Annotated in this window: 17 protein-coding genes; 16 read left to right on the forward strand and 1 reads right to left on the reverse strand. The window is 40.1% G+C overall.

What is annotated here, in order from left to right; all coding sequences use genetic code 11:
• Nucleotides 1-36 precede the first annotated feature (36 nt).
• Entirely contained in the window at nt 37-867 is an 831-nt protein-coding gene (locus AC2JBO_RS05440; protein WP_496952613.1) for an Rpn family recombination-promoting nuclease/putative transposase, read from the forward strand.
• Nucleotides 868-986: 119 nt separating this feature from the next.
• Here AC2JBO_RS05440 and AC2JBO_RS05445 read toward each other — a convergent pair whose 3' ends face one another.
• Nucleotides 987-3,191, reverse strand: coding sequence for a phosphoketolase family protein (locus AC2JBO_RS05445; protein ID WP_496952614.1), 2,205 nt, complete (start codon nt 3,189-3,191; stop codon nt 987-989).
• A 282-nt stretch (nt 3,192-3,473) separates the two neighbouring features.
• Between AC2JBO_RS05445 and AC2JBO_RS05450 the strand changes: the two genes are divergently transcribed.
• The 15 genes from AC2JBO_RS05450 to AC2JBO_RS05520 all read left to right on the forward strand — a co-directional run bounded on the left by AC2JBO_RS05450 (nt 3,474) and on the right by AC2JBO_RS05520 (nt 17,605).
• Nucleotides 3,474-3,731 carry a type II toxin-antitoxin system Phd/YefM family antitoxin gene (locus AC2JBO_RS05450; protein ID WP_496952615.1) on the forward strand — a complete coding sequence of 86 codons (258 nt, stop codon included), beginning with the start codon at nt 3,474-3,476 and terminating at the stop codon, nt 3,729-3,731.
• Nucleotides 3,724-3,999, forward strand: a complete 276-nt coding sequence (locus AC2JBO_RS05455; RefSeq protein WP_496952616.1) for a type II toxin-antitoxin system RelE family toxin — start codon at nt 3,724-3,726, stop codon at nt 3,997-3,999. The genes AC2JBO_RS05450 and AC2JBO_RS05455 overlap by 8 nt, the downstream gene beginning before the upstream one ends.
• A 219-nt stretch (nt 4,000-4,218) precedes the next feature.
• Complete coding sequence (locus tag AC2JBO_RS05460) at nt 4,219-5,607, forward strand: cytochrome P450 (protein WP_496952617.1); 1,389 nt, start codon at nt 4,219-4,221, stop codon at nt 5,605-5,607.
• A gap of 54 nt (nt 5,608-5,661) precedes the next feature.
• Nucleotides 5,662-7,002 (forward strand): cytochrome P450, encoded by a 1,341-nt coding sequence (locus AC2JBO_RS05465; RefSeq protein WP_496952618.1) that lies wholly within the window; start codon nt 5,662-5,664, stop codon nt 7,000-7,002.
• A 136-nt stretch (nt 7,003-7,138) separates the two neighbouring features.
• Complete coding sequence (locus AC2JBO_RS05470) at nt 7,139-7,375, forward strand: hypothetical protein (protein WP_496952619.1); 237 nt, start codon at nt 7,139-7,141, stop codon at nt 7,373-7,375.
• Between the two features lie 187 nt (nt 7,376-7,562).
• Nucleotides 7,563-8,369 (forward strand): SDR family NAD(P)-dependent oxidoreductase, encoded by an 807-nt coding sequence (locus AC2JBO_RS05475; RefSeq protein WP_496952620.1) that lies wholly within the window; start codon nt 7,563-7,565, stop codon nt 8,367-8,369.
• A gap of 242 nt (nt 8,370-8,611) precedes the next feature.
• Entirely contained in the window at nt 8,612-9,964 is a 1,353-nt protein-coding gene (locus AC2JBO_RS05480; protein ID WP_496952621.1) for a cytochrome P450, read from the forward strand.
• 170 nt (nt 9,965-10,134) lie between these two features.
• Complete coding sequence (locus tag AC2JBO_RS05485; RefSeq protein WP_496952622.1) at nt 10,135-10,896, forward strand: LmeA family phospholipid-binding protein; 762 nt, start codon at nt 10,135-10,137, stop codon at nt 10,894-10,896.
• Entirely contained in the window at nt 10,887-11,939 is a 1,053-nt protein-coding gene (locus AC2JBO_RS05490; RefSeq protein WP_496952623.1) for a dipeptide epimerase, read from the forward strand. Before AC2JBO_RS05485 ends, AC2JBO_RS05490 begins: the two co-directional genes overlap by 10 nt.
• The gene (locus AC2JBO_RS05495) at nt 11,923-12,963 is read left to right on the forward strand and encodes an N-acetyltransferase DgcN family protein (protein WP_496952624.1); all 1,041 of its coding nucleotides are present in this window, start codon (nt 11,923-11,925) and stop codon (nt 12,961-12,963) included. The genes AC2JBO_RS05490 and AC2JBO_RS05495 overlap by 17 nt, the downstream gene beginning before the upstream one ends.
• A 117-nt stretch (nt 12,964-13,080) precedes the next feature.
• Nucleotides 13,081-13,623: an alpha/beta hydrolase gene (locus AC2JBO_RS05500; protein ID WP_496952625.1), complete on the forward strand. Its 543-nt coding sequence runs from the start codon at nt 13,081-13,083 to the stop codon at nt 13,621-13,623.
• Between the two features lie 507 nt (nt 13,624-14,130).
• On the forward strand, nt 14,131-15,333 hold the full coding sequence (locus AC2JBO_RS05505) for a glycosyltransferase family 2 protein (protein ID WP_496952626.1): 1,203 nt from the start codon (nt 14,131-14,133) through the stop codon (nt 15,331-15,333).
• 178 nt (nt 15,334-15,511) lie between these two features.
• On the forward strand, nt 15,512-16,213 hold the full coding sequence (locus AC2JBO_RS05510; protein WP_496952627.1) for a polysaccharide deacetylase family protein: 702 nt from the start codon (nt 15,512-15,514) through the stop codon (nt 16,211-16,213).
• Nucleotides 16,214-16,259: 46 nt separating this feature from the next.
• Entirely contained in the window at nt 16,260-16,697 is a 438-nt protein-coding gene (locus tag AC2JBO_RS05515; RefSeq protein WP_496952628.1) for a SufE family protein, read from the forward strand.
• Nucleotides 16,694-17,605, forward strand: a complete 912-nt coding sequence (locus AC2JBO_RS05520; RefSeq protein ID WP_496952629.1) for an alpha/beta fold hydrolase — start codon at nt 16,694-16,696, stop codon at nt 17,603-17,605. Before AC2JBO_RS05515 ends, AC2JBO_RS05520 begins: the two co-directional genes overlap by 4 nt.
• Nucleotides 17,606-17,740: the final 135 nt, after the last annotated feature.

Genomic DNA, 17,740 nt, shown 5'->3' on the forward strand with positions numbered 1-17,740 from the left:
ACTCGATGAACACAGGTTTTAACTTCTCAAACAATAATGAGAACAGATACAATCTTCTACCAGTTATTTCAAACTTTACCTGGTCTTTTATTTGAGCTTATAGGTGAATCGTCAATAGCTAATGTCTATCAATTTTCATCTAAAGAAGTGAAAGAGCTAGCGTTTCGTTTTGACGGTATATATTTACCAGCTAAGGGTTCAAAGAAATCTATATATTTTGTTGAGGTTCAGTTTCGTAAAAAAAGAGCTTTTTATTGGGACTTATTCGGAGAGATATCTTTATATCTTAAGCAATATCGACCACGGCAAAACTGGCGTGCGGTAGCAATTTTTGCTCGTAAAAGCTTAGATACTGGAAAATTAAGGCAGTATGAAGAATTCTTTGATAGCGGGCGCCTAACAAGGATATATTTGGATGAGTTACCACAAGCATCTTCATCATCGCTTGGGTTAGGGATGATAAAATTGGTTGTAGAATCAAAAGTCAATACTGGTGAAACAGCCAGACAGTTGATGCAGCAAGCCAAGACACAAGTTACCAATGCTGAAGCGCAAGAGAAAATTTTGGAATTAATCGATAAAATACTGGTATACAAGTTTCCGAAATTAAGTAGACAGGAGTTAGAGACTATGTTTAGCTTAGATGATTTGAAAAAGACACGCTATTTTCAGGATGTAATGGAAGAAGGTAGGTTACAAAAGGCGCGTGAGAGTATCGTATCAGTTTTGGAGACACGATTCACCAATGTACCTTCTAGTATTTCTGAAAAATTGAATAGTATCGCAGATTCTTCTGTTTTAGGTAGACTGTTGAAACAAGCTGTTACCGTTAAAAATATTTCTGAGTTTCAGCAAATACTGAAATGATTTGAAAACTTATTCTTGTAGAACAGGCAAGGATGCCTGTTCCAAGTCTACGTGTCTCTGTGGTTAAAAAAGCATATGTAGCACACCTATGACAGATGTGCTACGGTTAGGCGGGATACCTAACCTACGAGTTGCATTCCACGCTTCATCAAAGCATCAGCAGTCAACCCATTAAACGCCATCAACTCACCTGCACTTGCGGTAGTTTCCCCACGTTTCCATGCAAAAGTATCTCGCACAGCATTACTACGTAACATAATAGGTTCCAACATAGCCGAGGCGCCACCAGTAACACCAATTAAACCATCTCCTCCAAACAACTCATTAAACTTCGCATCATCAATAAACCCACCATCAGGCTCAGAACAAGTATCCCAAGCTACATCAGAAGGACGATATAAACGACGGGGGTTAATAACAGAAACGATACGACTTCCTATACCTTGTTCTTGAAGTAACTTAGCAGCTTCGTAAACAGGAATTAATGTCATGTCGCCAATTACTGCAAATACTACTGTTTTATTTCCAGAAGTTTCTTGTAAAACTACGGCGCCATTTTCTAAACCTTCGCGCGTTTGTGCAAAAGTAGTTCTAATGGCCAAAGGTGACTTACTCGCAGTAATGACAATTCCCTTATTCTTGGTACTTAATGCCCAATCGTAACAAACCTGGATACTATTAGCATCAGGTGGGAATACAGGGAAAACGTTTCCATTACGCATCATCGAGGCAAAGTACGCTTCAATTTCGGGACGTTGGTGAGTCCAACCGTTACGTCCTTGTTCTAAGGCGCCTGCTGTATATAAAGTAATTGTAGATGGTGTTTGGCGCCGTAATTCAGCCATTGCTTGCGTGACTGTTTGAAAAATTGGCAACCCGTTAATTGCAAACGACTCGTAAGAACACCATAATGTTCTGGCACCCATCAATGCCAAACCTACAGCTAAACCTGCACAAGCATCTTCACTCAATGGTTCATAAACTTGACCGCCAGGTGCTTGGTTATACAAGTCATCTTTGACAGGGTGATTAATTTTTAAAGCTTGGTTGATATTGGCAATACCCGATGCTTCGTTACCATCTGCATTAGTGACAAGGAAGTTTTTGTCTTTTTGTCCAACTACACCTACTAATCTTCCCATAGCTGTAGTAGAAACTTTCGCTTCGCCACCTACTTCATATTCTTCTAAAGGTAAGCCGCCAATATCAGCTAATGGTAACTCAAATTCAGTAACAGCGGTTTTTGATGCTGGCCCACCACCTGCTTTTTCAAGGTTGGTTCTAACTAACTGCCATACTTCAGCAGGTAACGCGCGTTCTTTAAGTGCGTTCATTATGTGAGGAGCATCAAGCGTATCTTTGGGATACAAGTTGTGTGACTTGGCGCCGCGCGCGTGAACTCCTGCACCTTTTAATTGTTTAATAATAAATACAGTTAATTTTCCACCAAGTGCCGACTTTGCAGCTTTATCTACATTTGCTAAAACAGCCTTAGTAAACTCTATCCGTTTCGAGAAAGAAAAAGCTGTACTATCAATATAATCACCAGGCTGGTTTTTATCGTCGAAGTCCTTCGCGTCAACTAATATCACTTCCTCAAAACCATTACCTTGCCAATACGCTATCATCTCTGCGTTAGATTTAGTAGATACCATACTATGGTGTTCTTGACTAAAACCATTCCATACCAACACGGGTAAGAAATTTGTCACATCTGGGTACGCAGTATGAAAATGACCCATCGAACTCATAATATAAGGTTCACCCAAACCACCATCACCAACAGTGAACGGGAAAAGCTTATCACGATGAAGTAACGCTGCTGACATTGCAAAGTGTTGACCTTGCCCTAATGGACCTGCTGGCGCCAGAATACCAGGAATATATCCAGAAAGGTGTCCGAGAAGTCCATGCTTCTCACGGAAACGGTCGCGTAGTTGCTGCACAGTGGAAATGCCCATATCTTCGAGCGAACGGTCGAGGAACATGGCACTATAAAAACCGGGAGCATGGTGCCCTACTTCGGTAACAATATTTTTGTGACCAAGCATGACTAGAGCAGCATAAGCTTCAGCTTGACTTGCAAAACCACCTGGGTGTCCTGAAGCTTTGGAACCAGTGACTTGTAAAGTTAAGTAACGGAGTGCATCGGCGTAGAGAAGTGTCTGGTATACTGCGGCATCGTCACTAGGGTCAACGGCATTACCAGTTAATGCACTTTCTTTTCCATACTTATCAAAGTCCGGCAAAGGTTCCCCAAAATATTGTATGCCTTCACAAAAATTGGGAATAACTGAAGTTGCCTTTGGGGTTGTTGCTGTCATGCTAAGTACCTAAGTAATGCTTATTACAAATAGAAGCTCATTAAACTCACCACTCTTGAACCGAGTGGTGCGCTTGTCCAATTTAACAAAGATTTTACAACTTCCCGGTTCCTCAATTTATTTGTTTTCCACAATACAAGAATAAGCAAGCCTGGATAATACGTTTAGAAAGCTAGCGACATACAAGCTCTTGTGGGATAGGCGTCTCGCCTGTCCCTAATATTTAAGATATAATAAATGTACAAATTTTATATTTTGTACATTTTGTACGTTGATTTACAAATGACAAATACTATCAGCACAACAGAAGCACGCGCGAACCTCCAAGACGTGCTTAACCGAGTCGAGCATGGAGGTGAACGCATTGTAATTGAGAGACACGGTAAAGCAGCGGTTGCTATTGTAACAGTAGACGACTTGAAGCGACTGGAAGATTTAGAAGATGCTATCGCGTCCAGACAATTACGGGAAGTAGTTGAACAAAACAATGGTTTTACAACTTTAGAGGCAATTATTGCTCAAAGACAAATCAATGAGTAATCGTTATACCCTTAGAGTTGATAAAGGCGTAGAAAAAGAATTAATTGATTTACCCAACAAGCAATTTAAACAAGTTGCGGTAAAAATATTTTCGCTCCAAGGCAATCCTAGACCACAAGATTGCAAGTCGCTTAAAGGTTACGAAGGCGGCTACCGTGTTGATCAAGGAGAGTACAGAATTTTATACACCATTGATGACGAAAATCAAATGGTTGATGTATTTCGTGTCGGTAAAAGGAAGGATGACGAGGTTTATAAAAACCTGTAACCGCCACGTAAAGACGTTACATGTAACGTCTTTTACAAGCTTTGTACCCTTTTTCAACTTGATAGTTATTTTAGCCGCGCTGCACTAGGTGCCCGTCCAATACCCTTGTAGGACAGGCAAGATGCCTATCCTACGGGGTTTTTATTTTTTTATAAATACTTAATAACTAATCTGGGGTTTCAATGGCACAACAGAAGTAATACTTCTCTATATACAAGTATGAAACTTCCTTCAGGTCCGCAAACTCCTGCAATTGTACAAATGCTTCAATGGGTTGCTACTCCCATGTGGTTTATGGAAGATTGTGCAAAACGTTATGGTGATATCTTTACGCTACAGTTAAATATGCCACTTGTACTTGTTAGTAACCCGCAAGCGTTACAGCAAATTTTAACTGGTGATGTTAAACAATTTACGGCGCCTAGCAATTTAAATTCGGCATTTGAGCCACTTCTAGGAAAAAATTCTCTAATTACAGTCAGTGGTGAGACACATAAACGTCAGCGACAATTATTAACACCACCTTTTCACGGTGAACGGATGCATAATTATGTTCAAACTATCAGTAATATTGCTCAAGAAGTTATTCAAAGCTGGCAGGTAGACGAAGTTGTTTGTATTCGTTCGGCAATGCAAACTATTACTTTACGAGTGATAATGCAAGCTGTGTTTGGATTATACAATGGCGCCCGTGCCCAGGAACTTGAACGGGTAATTACCATTATGATGGATGCTGGTGGAAGTTCACCTTTACGCACGCTAATGTTATATTACCCTGCTCTGCAACGCGATTTGGGTAAATTAACGCCGTGGGGTACTTTTTTACGGCGCCGTGAACTAGTGAACAAGTTAATATACACCGAAATTGCTGAACGTCGAGAAAACCCGGATCCATCACGTACTGATATTTTAAGCTTACTAATGGCAGCGCGCGATGAAAACGGTGAACCGATGACTGACGTGGAATTACGTGATGAGTTGATAACACTTTTAAGTGCTGGACATGAAACGACGGCAACAGCTTTAACTTGGGCTTTTTACTGGATACATAAAACACCATCGGTACGTTATAAGTTAATGGCTGAACTTGATGGTTTGGGTGATATGGATTTTAATACTGTTAATAAGCTTCCATATTTGAGTGCTGTTTGTAACGAAACTCTGCGAATTTATCCTGTAGGAATGCTGACTTTTCCGCGCGAGGTTAAAGAACCATGTAATTTGTGTGGTTATGATTTGGAACCTGGTACTTATATTATGGGTTCGATTTATTTAACTCATCAACGTGAGGATATATACCCGGAAGCGAAGCAGTTTAGTCCGGAAAGATTTTTGGAGAAACAATTTTCACCGTATGAGTTTTTACCTTTTGGTGGTGGTGTGCGTCGATGTATTGGTAATGCTTTTGCAATGTTGGAAATGAAGGTGGTGTTAGCTACGGTTATGAGGTTGGTGGAGTTGGAACTTGTTACTAGTGGGGATGTTAGACCTCGGCGCCGTGGTTTGGTGACGGGGCCAAGTCGGGTTATTAATATGGGTGTTAGGGGGATGAGGGGAAGTACTGGGGAAAGTACTGAAGTGCTTACTACGGGTATTCACGTCCAATAAGGTGTGTTTATTTGTGTAAAATCGATGTGTAGCTTCTGATTAGATTTACCAGATATGCATCTACCACCTACACCTCGTACTCCTAGCAATGTACAATTGCTGCGCTGGATTTTTGCTCCAATGTCATATATGGACGAATGCGCTTCTAAATATGGTGACATTTATGGTTTGAGTTTACGTCCTGATTATCCAACTGTTCTTGTGAATAATCCTGATGCTTTGCAAACTCTTTTGACAAGTGATACAAAAGAGTTATCGTCTCCTGGTGAGTTAAATGCAATTTTTATACCCATATCAGGAACGCAGTCAGTAATTACTGCTAGTGGAAAGCAGCATCAGCGTAAACGACAGTTAGTTATGCCCGCATTACATGGTGAGCGGATGCGCGCGTATGCTGATATTATTTATCAAGTTACTGATGAAGTAATATCTACATTGCAGATTTGCACCCCCTTTTCGATTCGCAGCGTCACGCAAACCATTACACTTAAGGTTATCATGCAAGCTGTGTTTGGATTATATGATAGTCCGCGCGCACGAGAATTAGAACGGGTGTTAGGCAATATTTTAGACTCTACAAGTTCACCGTTATCTCTTGCTGCTGCCGTTTTTCCAGTACTAGGCAAAGTATTACGTACATTTAATTCTGACCGAGACTTTAATACCTTGTTACTACAAGCTGATAAAATAATTTACGAAGAAATTCAAGAACGACGCAATAACCCAGACCCCGAAACGCACGTTGATATCTTAAGTTTACTAATGTCAGCGCGCGATGAAGACGGACAAGCAATGACTGATGTGGAACTGCGTAACGAACTCATGACATTATTAACAGCAGGTCACGAAACAACAGCAACAGCTTTGGCATGGGCAGTATATTTCATTTATAAGAACGAAAACGTTAAAACTAAATTACTGGATGAACTTAGTAGTTTAGGCAATAATCCTGATTCAAACGTTATTTTTAAATTACCTTACCTTACCGCCGTTTGTAACGAAACACTCCGTATCTACCCTGTAGCACTGCTTACCTTTCCGCGCAAAGTCGAAAAACCGATATCCTTGTGTGGTTATGATTTAGAACCAGGTATATTAGTTTATGGTTCAATATACGATACACATCGTCGTCAAGATTTATACCCCAATCCTGACCAGTTTAAACCTGAAAGATTTTTAGAACGGCAATATTCAGCCTATGAATTTTTACCCTTTGGTGGAGGTATCAGACGTTGTATTGGACTAGCATTTGCTCAATTTGAAATGAAACTAGTACTAGCAAAAATTCTTACATCTATACAATTAGAACTAGTCACGAAAACCAAAGTAAACCCCAAACGTCGAGGTTTAGTTTCCGCTCCCGACCGTCCCATCCTCATGAATCGGTTATCATAGTATGAATATACCCATGATTAAAGGCGGAATATGATTAATCTCGAAGAATATTTTAACTTCTTGGTGCCGGATGATATTCGCGCTAAAGGTAAACGGTCTAAATAACACAATATAACCAAAATATTATTAAATTACTATGGCAAAACCACAACTTTTGTCCTATATGCTAGGACTTTCTAATTCTGATAAACCAGTATACGGTTTGATTACTAACGGCGCCAGTTTCTTGTTCGTAAAACTGATTAAACAGGAGGCGCCTAGATATATATTATCTAGATTATTCGATATTTTCAATCCGGGAAACGACTTATATATAGTTCTTAGTATTTTAAAGCGTTTGGGACAATTGGCAACTGAAGGTGCCACAACTTGATAAAACTATACTAAAAACGGGTTATAACTTTACTTTTACACAAGTATCAAAATCTTTAGATGCTTCTACCTGGGCATGACACAAGTATAACTTTTAACATAAATCACGATACTTCGTTGGAAAGACGTAATCTTGATGCTGCCTTCTTAGGATTGTAAGCGTTGTGAATATATAGAAGTATCAGATTATGAATTCATCAATTATACCTTTGGCTGTTGTAACCGGCGCCTCTAATGGTATAGGTTACGAGCTGGCGAAACAGTTCGCTCAAAATGGCTTTGATTTGCTAATTACTGCCACTGGTTCAAACATAGACGAAGTTGCGAAAGAAATCGCCCAAACCTCAAAGGCCGAAATTGAAACAGTACAAGCAGACCTTGCGACTTATGAAGGTGTTGAGACTCTGTATAACAAGATAAAAGCGACTGGCCGACCTGTGGATGCTATCGCTATTAATGCGGGTGTTGGTGTTGGTGGTGACTTTGCGCGCGAGACTGATTTACAAGACGAACTTAATCTTATAAACCTGAATGTTGTATCGTCTGTCCATCTTGCCAAAAGAGTGGTAAAAGATATGGTCGAACGCGGCAAAGGTAAAATTCTCTTTACTTCATCGATTGCTGCTATAATGCCTGGACCATTCGAGGCAGTTTACGCAGCTTCCAAAGCGTTTTTGCAATCCTTCTCACTGTCCCTACGTAACGAGTTAAAAGATACTGGTGTAACTGTGACTGCGCTTCAGCCTGGACCTACCGATACCAACTTCTTCCACCGCGCGGATATGGATGATACACAGGCAGGTAGCGGTAAAAAGGATGACCCTGCTCAGGTGGCAAAGCAAGGTTTTGAAGCTTTAATGGCTGGCAAAGATAAAGTTATTGCAGGTTCGCTGATGACTAAAATTCAAGGCGCCGTCGCTCAGGTTCTGCCTGATGCACTGAAGACGGAAATGCACAGTAAATTAGCTGAACCAGGTTCGGGTAATAAAAATTAATAATTGAGATAATTGATCCTCCCAACCCCCCTTAATAACTACGGTGTACACACAAGTCTCTCAAAGTTACTCTTCTTCTCTTTCTTCTCTTCCTTTGTGACCTTTGTGGTTCCTTAAAAAGATAAACCACAAAGACACAAAGAACACAAAGGATTAAAGTCTAATAAGCTTTATGGGATAATTCTTGTGGAACGGGCATCCCTGCCCGTCCTTTATAAGCAAAAAACCAACAGCTTATCAAAATGTCTTCTTTAATACAAACTCTTCAATTAATTGCCAACCCTACCAAATTTCTAGACAAAAGCGCCGCAAAATACGGCGATACCTTTACAATGCGGGTACTAGGTATAAACTCTCCACCCGTTGTATTTTTTGGTCATCCGCAAGCTATATCTGAATGTTTCGCTATTCCTGCACAGAAATTAGACTTTAAAAAAGCAACCCACGTATTTAAACCACTGTTCGGCGCCAATTCGATTGTCCTCCAAGAAGGTCAACAGCACAACCGTCAGCGTAGTTTACTGATGCCGTCTTTTCATGGCGATAGGATGAAGTCTTATGGCGAGACTATATATAGTATTACCCAAGATGCCACTAAAAACTGGCGCCCAGGTCAAGTAGTCTCAATGCAACATGTAATGCCCGATATTACTTTACAGATTATACTACAAGTAGTATTTGGAATTAGTCCAGGTACGCGGTATCAAAAGCTTAAGCAACTTCTGAGCGCTTTGTTAGATGATATTACTACACCTTGGTACTCCAGCTTATTTTTCTTTCCACCGCTACAAAAAGACTTAGGCGCCTGGAGTCCTTGGGGAAATTATCTCAAGCGTAAACAAGATATAGATAATCTTGTCTATGCTGAAATTTCTGAAAGACGAAGCGTACAAGATAATTCACTTACTGATATTCTTAGTTTATTAATGTCCGCGCGTGATGAAGACGGACAAGTAATGAGCGATGAAGAATTAAAAGACCAACTTATATCGCTTTTACTTTTAGGCTATGAAACGACTGCTGGTGTTCTACAGTGGCTATTTTATCTAATTCATGCACATCCAGATGTAAAAGCAAAAATTATTCATGAACTAAAAGGTGTAGCAGTAAGCGAAATTACTAAATTGCCTTATCTTTCTGCTGTTTGCCAAGAAACAATGCGACTTCACCCTATTGCATTAATTTGTACTCCACGCATGACAAAAGAGACAGTAGAAATATGTGGTGTTGAATATCCAACTGGTACTGTTTTAGTTCCTTGTATTTATTTGGCACATCATCGTAGTCAATCCTACACAGAACCAGAAAAATTTAATCCTGATAGATTTTTAAATCAAAAGTATTCTGCAACCGAATATTTACCGTTTGGAGGTGGATATCGAGGATGTATTGGCGCCGCTTTTTCAATGTATGAATTAAAGCTAGTATTAGCCGCTATTTTATCCCAGTTTGAACTCGAACTTGTTGACAGGCGCCCCCTGAACACTTACGTTAAACCTGTGCGTCGCGGTATTACTATCGTTCCCTCTTCAGGTGTCCCAATGAAAGTAAAACAAGTAAACTCTTGTGGGGTGGGCATCCTTGCCCGCCCTTAACATACAAGGCACAGGCAGGGATGCCTGTTCCACAAGATAATTAACAGAATGAGGCGCCTTCTATCAATTGGTAGAATCATCAAAATAATATATTACCTTCGCAATGCAGATTAATTTTAATTTTCTCGCGTCTAGATTTATAGAGCTGATAATACCTCAAGGACTAAACTATGCAAACTGAACAAAATCTAGAAGGAACCCTTGTCTCTAAAGCGATTGAAACAAGTGTGGGTCTTGCTTTTGATAATGTTGATGAAATTGATATTGATATTCAAACAGATTTGCTTAAACTTTTTCAAGGACAAGTCGATGGTGTAGGAGTAGAAGGACAGGGTTTGGAGACGCAAGGTGTTCGCATACAAGAACTTCAGTTGCAAACCGATAGTGTTTCAGTTAACCCTTTAAACGCTATTTTGGGTAAAGTTGAATTTGACAAACCTGTTAATGCTAATGCCCGTCTCGTATTTACCGAGGATGATTTAAATCGTGCTATGACTTCTAATATTGTTCGTAGCTACCTACAAAAGGGACTTGCTTTAAATCTTAACGGTGAAGATGTAACCTTCAAACCCCAACTTATCCGTATTCACTTACCTGAAGCAAACAAAATAAAGGTTGTCGGTAAAATCTTACTCGAACAAGGTGGCGCCACACGTCCATTAACGTTTCAATCTATCTTTTGTCCTCGTACTGAAACCTCACCAATTATACTCGAAAGCTTTGTCTGTGCTGAAAATGAAGGTGTTACCCTTGATTTCGTCACAGCTTTTATCCAGAAAATTCAAGAATTAACAGAAGCTCCATCACTAGAAATAGGCGGGACTGCTTTCCGTGTTAAAAAGATGGAGGTAGAAAAAGGTATGATGACATTAATCGCACAAGTGCATTTACGTAAAATTCCTTCCTCTAACAAAGTAGAATCATGCAACTAGATGTAAAACCCTTTTCCTTAACAAAACGTTTTCCGCTGACAATTAGTTATGGTACAACAGCGCAGACAACGAATGTATGGGTAAAGATTTTACATGATGGTATTGAGGGTTGGGGTGAAGCATCACCATTTAGTGCAGGAGGTGCTGCCATAACTACTGAGATGATTTACTCAAGTTTTCTTAAGGTGGCGCCAATTATTGAAAAGTTTAGTCCGTATGAACGTGACTCGATAGAAAAGTTTTTGATTCAAGCTAATATTATCAGCCCAGTACGCGCGGCTCTTGATATTGCTTTACATGACTGGTTTGGTAAAAGCGTTGGTTTACCCTTGTGGAAAATTTGGGGTTTAGATAGAAGTACTATTGTTCCAACTTCCGTAACAATTGGTATAAATACACCTGATGCAGCTAGAGAACGAGTTAGAAAATGGTTGGAATATGCTGATATTCAGGTATTGAAAGTAAAACTCGGTAATACTCTTGGTATCGAAGCTGACAAAGAAATGTTACTTGCTGTACAGAATGAGGCGCCTAATCTTGAGATATTTGTTGATGCGAATGGCGGTTGGAGTTTAGAGGATGCAATAGTAATGGGCAAGTGGCTAGCTGATTTAAATATTAAGTATATTGAACAACCCTTGCCAAAAGGACATGAAGCAGAACTAGCTGAATTGAAAGCAAAACAACCGTTGCCGATATTTGTAGACGAAAGTTGCTTTACTAGTTTTGATGTTAATCACTTGGCAAATAGCATTAATGGTATTAATATCAAGCTCATGAAGTCAGGCGGCTTAACCGAGGCAATACGGATGGTACATGTAGCGCGCGCGCATCAATTACAAGTAATGTTTGGTTGCTATTCGGATAGTGCATTAACGAATACTGCTGCTGCACAACTTTCTCCGCTCTTCGACTATCTAGATTTGGATAGTCATCTTAATCTTATAGATGACCCTTTTTGCGGTGCAGTTCTGCAATCTGGGCGCCTGTTACCTAATGATTTACCAGGTTTGGGGGTACAATATCGTGCGACTAGCGCTTAATCAAAGGGTTGCAATTCTATTACACGGCGGAATTGAGACAACGATTGGTAAAACTGGGTTGTCTTTGTTACGATACAGCGAAGCTCCAATAGTAGCCGCAATCGATAAAGAATGTGCAGGTAAGTCGATTTTGGAGTTGACGGGTATTAAGCGGGATGTACCAATAGTTGCTTCGGTCGTTGAGTCCCTGAAATATCAACCTGAAGTTTTGGTTATTGCGATAGCACCCAAAGGTGGCGCCTTGCCCGATGAATATTGGCACGAATTGAAAGATGCTATAAAAGCGGGAATGTCTATAGTAAACGGTTTACACACTCCTTTAGAAAATATTCCTGAACTCAAAGCACTGCTAAAACCTGGACAGTTAATTTGGGATGTGCGAAAAGAACCATCTAATTTAGGTATGGCAACAGCACAAGCACGCAACTTATCTTGTCGCCGAATATTAACTGTTGGAACCGACATGGCTGTTGGTAAAATGTCTACGAGTATAGAATTACATCATGCTTCAAGGTTGCGAGGGTGGCGTTCTAAGTTTTTGGCGACAGGGCAAACTGGGTTAATGCTCGAAGGTGACGGAATACCTTTGGATGCCATACGAGTTGACTTTGCAGCAGGCGCCGTTGAACAAATGGTGTTACGGTATGCAAAGAACTATGACATTTTGCACATCGAAGGACAAGGTTCACTATTACATCCAGCATCAACAGCAACGTTACCTTTGATACGCGGTTCACAACCAACACACTTGATTCTCGTGCATCGTTCAGGTCAAACTGAAGTTATGGAAGGTATACATATTCCACCTTTGAGTGAAGTTATTAAGTTATACGAAATGGTTGCTAAAGCTGCTGGAGCATTCAAAGGCGCCTCTGTTGTTGGTGTCGCTTTGAATACAGGACATTTAGACGAAACCACTGCCAAAGAAGAAATAGTTAAAGTGCAAACAGAAACTGGTTTACCTTGTACTGATGTAATTCGTTTTGGTGGTGGTAAGTTATTAGATGCTGTTATGCGAAGCTGAAGTATTTGAAAATTGTTTAAAAATAGTCAAAATAGCTACATCGTAAGTTATAGCCAGTAGAAGTGCTGATTCTTTACAATTGGATGTATGTACTCAAGATAAAATAGTTGAGTTAAGATGCAGATTTTTGATTTTTTCAACCGTATCAAGCAACAGCGTTTGAATTCTCTACTTGTAGCTTTAGGAGTTAGTGCAGGAGTTTTACTTTTTAGCACTAGTGCAAATGCTGCCGACCAAGTTATTTTACGATACGGTAAGTTCCAGGGGACAATCTCCGTTAACGAATTAAGTCAGTTTGTACAAACTGGTCAAACTACACCTACACTCAGAGGTTATTTACAAGCAGCTGGCCAAAACCCTGCTGTTGCTCGTAAGGCACTGACAGCAGGAATAAAAGCCGACACTGGCTTCTTAAATAATTTATTGTCGAGTTGGGCAGGGCCAGTTTTGGTAGACCAAATAGGTTCAGTAGTTCATCCTCCCGGAAAACAACTGGATGAGCAAGCGCTACGAACAGCTTTGGGTGAGTCAATAAAGCGAAATGGCGAAGTAACACTGCTTGCAGCTATTCGTAACTACCCAAGTACTTCTGTTGAGCTTGAAGGAGACCAACTCATCTCTGTTTATGAACGCTTAAGCACGCTTGCCAAAATCTTTTAAGAATCACGTAGGATAGGCGTCTCGCCTGTCCTACAAATACACGAACAGGCTAATACATGAACAGGCTAATACATGGACAGGCTAATACATGGACAGGCTAATACATGGACAGGCTAATACATGGACAGGCTAATACACGAACAGGCTAATACATGGACAGGCAAGATGCCTATCCTACAGGACGAACAAATCTCGTTTTTTATTTATTAGTATTTTAAACTTTACATCATAAGCTTCATAATAACCTCATCAATTGTAAAGTAGAATACAATCACCACCGAAAAATTCATCAAAAGTAAATAATAAATGTAAATAAAATTACCGGATTACTCCATATAATAACTTAAAGAGCATTTTTTGTTTCCTTCTCGTGAGCGTGATTGTTCGCTGTAGAAATAAATTGCTACTCTTTTGAGATTACTGACATCTTAAAACTCTTTTTTAAACGGTAGTTCATACCGGAGTTTTTAATATCCTTTTATTCACTCTAGAAAGTAGGGGTTTTTTATGCTGACTAGCAACTTTTTGTTGGCCATGATTTACATTTTATTACTAATTATTTCATTATTTCTGGCATTACCAGTAGCAGTTTTATTTATTGAATGTATGGCAGCTCTTCTACCGAAACGCAATCATTCTTTAAATAATCAGCAAAAGCTAGATGTATGTGTGGTCATACCAGCTCATAACGAAGCGGTTTGTATCGGGTCAACAGTCGCATCTGTACAACGCGCGTCAACAATAAATGAAAAGATATTAGTTGTTGCAGATAACTGTACTGACAACACAGCAGATATTGCGTGCGTCAGTGGCGCCACAGTAATTGAACGGTTTGATTTACAAAATAGAGGTAAAGGATATGCGCTTGACTTCGGTTTCAGATACCTAGTAGACAATCCACCGGATGTAGTAGTCGTAATTGATGCTGACTGCACTGTTCATGAAGGTACAGTAGAACGTTTAGCAGCAATGGCAGTAGAGACAAATCGACCAGTTCAAGCAACAAATCTACTGAAGGCGCCGGAGAACTTTACACCAAGACATGCAGTATCAGTTCTGGCATTTCTAATCAAAAACTTTGTTCGTCAGCGAGGATGTTCCAGATTAGGTGTACCAGCTTCACTCACAGGTACAGGAATGGCTTTCCCCTGGTCTTTGATAACCAAAGTCAGATTTGCAAGCGGTAACATCGCAGAAGATAAGCAAATAGGAATAGATTTCACTCAAATTGGTCATGCTCCACTATTTTGTGAAGACGCACTCGTAACAGGATATTTTCCCAAACATAAACAAGCAGGAAACGCACAGCGAACAAGATGGGTTCACGGACACTTGCAAACTCTGCTGACACAAGCACCCAAATTATTCTTAGCAGCAATAAAACAAAAACGATTTGACTTAATAGCCATCGCTTTAGATTTATCAGTTTTGCCTATATCTTTACTAATAATACTTTGGCTAGTTAGTTTTACCTCCGCGTTGTTTATATCAACACTTTTCGGAACATGGCTACCCACATTAATCTTAGGTATTGAAGGGTTATGTATAACTCTGGCAATTACAAGCTCATGGTTTAAATTCGGATATACTCTATTACCCGCGCGCGCGCTTCTGACAATACCCTTATACATGATTTGGAATCTTAGAATTTATTTCACCTTCCTTCTCAAACCTCAAAAAACCTGGATACGTACCGAACGCGATGTGTAGTGCGCGCGGTCAGGCGAGACGCCGTGAGCCGACCAAATTTATTGACATGAACCACTAGAGTTGATAGTTAATTAGATTGGGTGGTCAGATTCCCGACAAATGAACGCGAAGTCGGGAATCTTAAAGGAATCTTAACTTTTCAAATTTAAGGACTAAAGTCCTTACAAATATAAATACAATGTATATACTAATCATAATTACAGTATTATTTATAACCCTTGTACTATTAGACAAACTCGCCAAAACGTCCAAATTGCAAATATTCGGCGAATATTTCACACAAATAAACACGCAAGACCCTGTAGTCGCTTTAACTTATGACGATGGTCCCAACCCACCTTACACCGACCAACTAATAGACGTACTTAACCAACTTGGAGTCAAAGCAACATTCTTCACTGTTGGAGAAAATTTGGAAGCACATACCCAGACTGTCCAAAAACTGATTGCCCACAAACACGAAATTGGTAATCACTCTTACTCACATCAAAAACTAATTTGGAAAACACCATCTTTCATTCGTTCAGAAATACAGCGTACTGATGAACTAATACGCCATCTGGGAGTTGAGCAAGAAATTTTATTCCGCGCGCCATATGGATACAAGAGGTTTACGCTACCTTATATTCTGAATAAAATGCACAAAAAGAATGTTCTGTGGAGTGTAGACCCGAAAGACTATCACGAGGCAAACCCAGAGGTAATTGCAAATCGCGTTATTAATAATGTTACCCCTGGCGCCATAATATTACTGCATGATGGTGGTGGAGAACGAGGTGCCACTGTTGCGGCAACAGAAATGATAGTGCGTAACCTACAAGCGCAAGGCTATAAGTTCCAAACGGTATCACAAATGCTAAATTTGGAAAAGGTAGTTTAAATAATCTACACTCAAGATGTGATACCGATTATTTGATGCTGTTGTTATGTCGTTTTCGATAGAATCATTGCCACCGTCCTTGGCGAAAATTGTTCAGCGTTTCCAGCGCGCGACAGACCAGAAACGACGGTACGAACAGTTAATCTGGTATGGTACTAAGCTCAACCCACTCAGTGACGAAGACAAAGTACCAGAAAATAAAGTCCCTGGTTGCGTCTCGCAAGTTTTTATTACTGCTGCGTTTGATGATGGTAAGGTTACATTTACTGGAGACTCTGACTCCCAACTAACAAAAGGTTTAGTGGGTTTATTAGTCGAGGGACTCAACGGACTCACCCCAGCAGAAATTGTTCAACTTACCCCAGACTTTATCCAAGAAACAGGTTTAAACGTTAGCCTCACCCCATCGCGCGCCAATGGTTTCTACAATATTTTCAAAACCATGCAAAAAAAAGCTTTGGAATCTGAGGTTAACAGTCAATGACAAATTTATTATCTCAAGACACCACAATCAATCTTAATATTGGTGGGCAGGAACGAGAATACACATGGAATTACCAAAACCAACAAGTCCGGGTTGTTTATGAAGTCCTTGGCAACGGCACACCAGTACTGTTACTACCTGCATTTAGTACCGTGTCCATGCGTTCGGAAATGGGTGGTATTGCAAAGCTACTATCACCCAACTTTCAAACTATAGCTGTAGATTTTCCTGGGTTTGGAGACTCGTCACGACCATCCCTTGATTATCAACCTGCCATTTATCATCAATTTCTTCAAGATTTTGTCATAAATTGCCTACAAACTCCTGTTGCCGTTGTGTCAGCAGGACATAGCAGTGCATACGTTCTGCAACTTGCGAATAAGCAACCAAATCTATTTTCGCGGATTGTATTAGTGGCGCCAACTTGGCGAGGACCATTACCAACGATGGGGTTAAGTCGGGATAAAGCGAATATTGGTAAAAATTTGGTGCGTTCCCCAATTGTTGGACAATTACTATATAAACTCAATACGGCGCCATCATTTTTGAGTTGGATGTATCGGCGCCATGTATACGTTGATGCAAATAAACTAACACCCGAATTTGTAGAACACAAGTGGCGTAATACTCAGAAACCGGGAGCTAGATATGCACCAGCAGCATTTGTTACAGGTAATCTGGATGCAGTACATAGTCAATCTGAGTATTTACAACTAGCAAGCGGTTTGAATATACCTTTAATGGTAGTAGTTGGCGAATCATCTCCTCCAAAATCGCGCGCTGATATGAATGCACTAGCAGCATTACCCAATGTTATTAGTGTCACGCTTCCAGGCACACTAGGGATGCACGAAGAGTATTCACAAGAAGTAGTTTCCGCAATTGCTCCATTTTTACAAGCAATATAGCTATCATAGCTATGAGCCTTTGAGAATGAATACCATTCAAGATAATAAAGAAGGTTAGGTGGAGGAACGGAACCCAACACAATAAACATGTTTAATGTTAAATCATCCAGAAACAACACACATTGAGTTGAAAAT

The organism is Calothrix sp. CBUCES-K 9914 (genome assembly GCF_059640475.1).

Coding starts and splice junctions, on each gene's coding strand:
- AC2JBO_RS05440 (WP_496952613.1), top strand. CDS start 37: ATGAGAACAGATACAATCTTCTACCAGTTATTTCAAACTTTACCTGGT.
- AC2JBO_RS05445 (WP_496952614.1), bottom strand. CDS start 3,191: ATGACAGCAACAACCCCAAAGGCAACTTCAGTTATTCCCAATTTTTGT.
- AC2JBO_RS05450 (WP_496952615.1), top strand. CDS start 3,474: ATGACAAATACTATCAGCACAACAGAAGCACGCGCGAACCTCCAAGAC.
- AC2JBO_RS05455 (WP_496952616.1), top strand. CDS start 3,724: ATGAGTAATCGTTATACCCTTAGAGTTGATAAAGGCGTAGAAAAAGAA.
- AC2JBO_RS05460 (WP_496952617.1), top strand. CDS start 4,219: ATGAAACTTCCTTCAGGTCCGCAAACTCCTGCAATTGTACAAATGCTT.
- AC2JBO_RS05465 (WP_496952618.1), top strand. CDS start 5,662: ATGCATCTACCACCTACACCTCGTACTCCTAGCAATGTACAATTGCTG.
- AC2JBO_RS05470 (WP_496952619.1), top strand. CDS start 7,139: ATGGCAAAACCACAACTTTTGTCCTATATGCTAGGACTTTCTAATTCT.
- AC2JBO_RS05475 (WP_496952620.1), top strand. CDS start 7,563: ATGAATTCATCAATTATACCTTTGGCTGTTGTAACCGGCGCCTCTAAT.
- AC2JBO_RS05480 (WP_496952621.1), top strand. CDS start 8,612: ATGTCTTCTTTAATACAAACTCTTCAATTAATTGCCAACCCTACCAAA.
- AC2JBO_RS05485 (WP_496952622.1), top strand. CDS start 10,135: ATGCAAACTGAACAAAATCTAGAAGGAACCCTTGTCTCTAAAGCGATT.
- AC2JBO_RS05490 (WP_496952623.1), top strand. CDS start 10,887: ATGCAACTAGATGTAAAACCCTTTTCCTTAACAAAACGTTTTCCGCTG.
- AC2JBO_RS05500 (WP_496952625.1), top strand. CDS start 13,081: ATGCAGATTTTTGATTTTTTCAACCGTATCAAGCAACAGCGTTTGAAT.
- AC2JBO_RS05505 (WP_496952626.1), top strand. CDS start 14,131: ATGCTGACTAGCAACTTTTTGTTGGCCATGATTTACATTTTATTACTA.
- AC2JBO_RS05510 (WP_496952627.1), top strand. CDS start 15,512: ATGTATATACTAATCATAATTACAGTATTATTTATAACCCTTGTACTA.
- AC2JBO_RS05515 (WP_496952628.1), top strand. CDS start 16,260: ATGTCGTTTTCGATAGAATCATTGCCACCGTCCTTGGCGAAAATTGTT.
- AC2JBO_RS05520 (WP_496952629.1), top strand. CDS start 16,694: ATGACAAATTTATTATCTCAAGACACCACAATCAATCTTAATATTGGT.